This window comes from Loigolactobacillus backii (assembly GCF_003946275.1).
Classification (GTDB): Bacteria; Bacillota; Bacilli; order Lactobacillales; family Lactobacillaceae; genus Loigolactobacillus; species Loigolactobacillus backii.
In genome coordinates this window covers 1-3,662 of the sequence record NZ_RHNQ01000108.1, presented here as the reverse complement: position 1 = coordinate 3,662, position 3,662 = coordinate 1, and the positions used below count along the sequence as shown (strand labels likewise).

Sequence of the window (3,662 nt, the reverse complement as noted above, 5' to 3'; positions counted from 1 at the left end):
GGTAAGTACCAATTAAGCTCTTCATACTTAGGTGGCGACTACTCAGCTGCTAACCAAGAACGTGTTGCTAACAACTATGTTACTTCCCGTTATGGTTCATGGACTGGTGCCCAAGCCTTCTGGCAAGCAAACGGTTGGTACTAAGCCTTTAAATTTGTAATTGATGGCACTCACTGCGGTGGGTGCTTTTTTGTGTCCTGTTTATAAAAAGGCTAAATAACAATGGCCGCTTATTACTGATCATGATTACAAAGCAAAAAAAGAGCGGATGTGCTATGCTATTTTTAGAAGAAAAGCGCTGACATCTCTTTAACAGCGCTTTGGAGTGACCCCACTTTACCCGTGCAAAAATTTTGGCACAATAAAGTACAGTAACTATTGTGATTGGCTTTTTACATAATCTTTAGTTGCTACTGGTATCCTCCAAAAATAACTATTTAAATACAGGAGGTTCATTATGAGTAATACACAAAAATTACCTTTACGCAAAGATATTCCGGTTGAATTAACTTGGGATTTAACCACCGTTTACCCGACCGATGACGACTGGGAAGCTGCTTACAAGGATGTTCAAACATTGACTACGACAGTTGAAAAATTGAGTGGTACTTTAGCGGCCAACGCACGCGACCTGAGTACTGGTCTGGAACAAATTTTTGATCTCTACCGTAAATTAGAAAAAGTTTATGTTTACGCTAGTTTAAAAACCAACCAGGATAATAATGATCCAACCTATCAGGCAATGTCACAACGTGCAGGTGCGTTGGTGGCCAAAGTCTCCGCCCAAACCGCCTTTGTCGAACCAGAAATTCTGGCCATTCCTGAAGATAAACTGACTAGTTACATTGACGAAAATAGTAACCTTCAAGTTTATAAGCACTACTTAACACAACTCACGGCTGCACGCGACCACACCCTATCGACTAACGAGGAAAGTTTGCTTGCCGGTGCCAGTGATGTCTTTGATGGTTCATCACAAACATTTAACGTTTTAAATGACGTTGATTTACCATTCCCCACCGTTAAGGATGCTCAGGGTAACGATGTTCAGCTCTCCCAAGGTGTTTATGGTACATTAATCGAATCAACCGACCAGGCTGTCCGGCAAAATGCTTTTAAACAACTATACAAGGTTTACAATCAATTTCGGAATACGTTGGCTTCAACGCTTATCACGAATGTTAAAATGCATAATTTTCGTGCTCAGGCCCACCATTATCCAAGTGCCCGTGCCGCCGCAATGGCGGGTAACCACATTCCCGAAAGCGTCTATACAACTTTAGTTGATGTTGTTAAAAAACACTTACCTCTTTTACATCGCTACGTTGCATTACGTAAAAAAACGCTAAAGCTCAAACAGGTCCATATGTACGATATGTACACTCCTTTAACTGGTGAACCGACTTTAACTTATACTTACAAAGAGGCCCAGCAGGAAGTCTTAAAGGCTGTCAAAGTCTTGGGCCGTGATTATACTAGTGTTGTTGAGGAGGCTTATGAAAAGCGCTGGATTGACGTTGTTGAGAATAAAGGTAAGACTAGTGGTGCCTACTCTTCTGGTATGTATGATACCAACCCATACATTTTGTTGAACTGGCAAAACAATCTGAATAGCCTATATACTTTGATTCACGAAATGGGCCATTCAGTTCATAGTTATTACACGCATCACAATCAACCCTATGTATACGGTGACTACGCTATTTTTGTTGCCGAAATTGCGTCCACGACTAATGAAAATTTACTGACTGATTACCTATTAAAAACCCAAACTGATCCAAAGGTACGAGCTTATGTTTTAAACTACTACCTCGATGGCTTTAAAGGCACAATTTTCCGGCAGACTCAATTTGCTGAATTCGAACAATTTATCCATACTCAGGATGCTAACGGAATTGCGCTGACGGCCGAAAGTATGTCGGATTACTACGGTAAATTAAACAAGGCATACTACGGTCCTGATACTGCAGACGATCCAGAGATTGCTTTAGAATGGTCACGAATTCCCCATTTTTATTTAAATTATTACGTTTACCAATACGCTACTGGTTTTGCCGCAGCGACTACCTTGGCGGATAAAATTGTTAATGGAAAACGACCAGAACGCGATGCTTACATTAACTACCTTAAATCTGGTAGTTCGGCCTACCCAATTGAAATTATGCAGGCCGCTGGTGTCGACATGACTAAAGCTGATTACCTCGAAAAGGCCTTTACTGTTTTTGAAGAACGCCTAACTGAACTAGAAAAATTACTAGCTGACTAAAAGTTAGCGTGTATCCAAATGATTACTTACTATTTCATAACGAAGAGAGGGAGTTGGATAAACGTCACTTTTGGGGTTCAGCCGACCCAGACTTTTAGCACATATTCTAGAGTAATATTCGGAAATAGCAAAAAAAGCTAGGACACTTGTCCCAGCTTTTTTGCTGGCCAGAATTATTCCTAGCGAAAAGCGATGACAAAAACGTAACCTAGGCCAGATCAAATTTCATTAAGCTAGGACTTTGGACTGAATTAGCCTTTTCTTTAGAAAATATTTAACCTTATCAGTTATCCTTAAGACGCAGATAACCAAAACGTTATCACTAAAAAATTGAAGAGGTCAATTATGTTAATTCAAAAACACAAAATGCCAATAAAATGGTGGCTAGGCTTAACGGTGAGCTTCTTATTACTTGCCATTTTAGTTAAATTCCAGCTTCTCACTGGACTTGACGAACTACTAATTAAGGGAGTTCAAGCCAACACCTCGGCTACGAAAGATTTTTTCTTTAAACTAATCACCATTTTGGCACAACCAACACTTGATCTATTCTACGCCGCACTAATCGCCGGATTCCTCTGGTTTCATCGCCATACTAGTGAAGCCATCTGGGTTATCTTAACTATTTTTGGTGGCGACGCAATTGCCAGTGTGGTCAAAAAACTAGTTGCACGCCAGCGGCCAGCAATTAAAATAATCCTACCCGAAAATGGCTACAGCTTTCCTAGTGGGCACGTTTTAGGAACTACGATTATCCTTTTATTTATTTGCGTTTTTTGGATCAATCACTTAAAAAACAAGTGGCAGCAGTCACTTTGTTACATTGTTGGCGTACTTTTATTATTATTAGTTAGTTATTCCCGTGTTTACCTTGGCGCTCACTATCCCAGTGACGTACTTGGTGCAATACTATTGGCGCTAATTTGGGGTGAAGCGGCACTTTGGCTTTACCAACATTACTTCCTCCGCCTTCAGAAGAAGGTAGTTCGGCCGCGCCACGCAAAATATTAACGAGTGGCGTACTTAGATTTTAAGCCACAATCTAAAATGATTACTGGCTACGCTAACCTTACTGCTCAGTCCGTTTAACAAGGCCAATCACAATAATTTTTTTAACACGTTTACGTTGATCAAAAAGGACTTTCCAAACTTTAGTGAAAAAGGATCTTCATACTGTTCTTTAGTTTTCCGGACAAACAATCGGCAAAACAACTTAAAAAGGAGGAATAGCACCAAATTTAAATGGCTCTCTGTCAAATCCTGTTGATAGCCAATTTTACAGTGTTAGAAGTTAGGCAACTTCTAATGCTGTTTTTTTATGGGTCTCTGTCAAATCGTATTGGTGGAGATTTTGAACGGCACATTCACTTCGGTGAATGTGCTTTTTGTTTACTCA

Annotated in this window: 3 protein-coding genes; all 3 read left to right on the top strand. The window is 40.1% G+C overall.

Going from position 1 to position 3,662, the window contains the following annotated elements:
* Window positions 1-144, top strand: a 144-nt coding sequence (locus EKM61_RS11530; protein WP_455709270.1) for an aggregation-promoting factor C-terminal-like domain-containing protein, incomplete at its 5' end; no start/stop codon positions are given.
* Window positions 145-457: 313 nt separating this feature from the next.
* Window positions 458-2,266 (top strand): oligoendopeptidase F, encoded by a 1,809-nt coding sequence (pepF, locus tag EKM61_RS11525; protein WP_068226155.1) that lies wholly within the window; start codon window positions 458-460, stop codon window positions 2,264-2,266.
* A 345-nt stretch (window positions 2,267-2,611) separates the two neighbouring features.
* Window positions 2,612-3,277, top strand: a complete 666-nt coding sequence (locus tag EKM61_RS11520; RefSeq protein ID WP_068226154.1) for a phosphatase PAP2 family protein — start codon at window positions 2,612-2,614, stop codon at window positions 3,275-3,277.
* The last annotated feature ends 385 nt before the right edge of the window (window positions 3,278-3,662 follow it).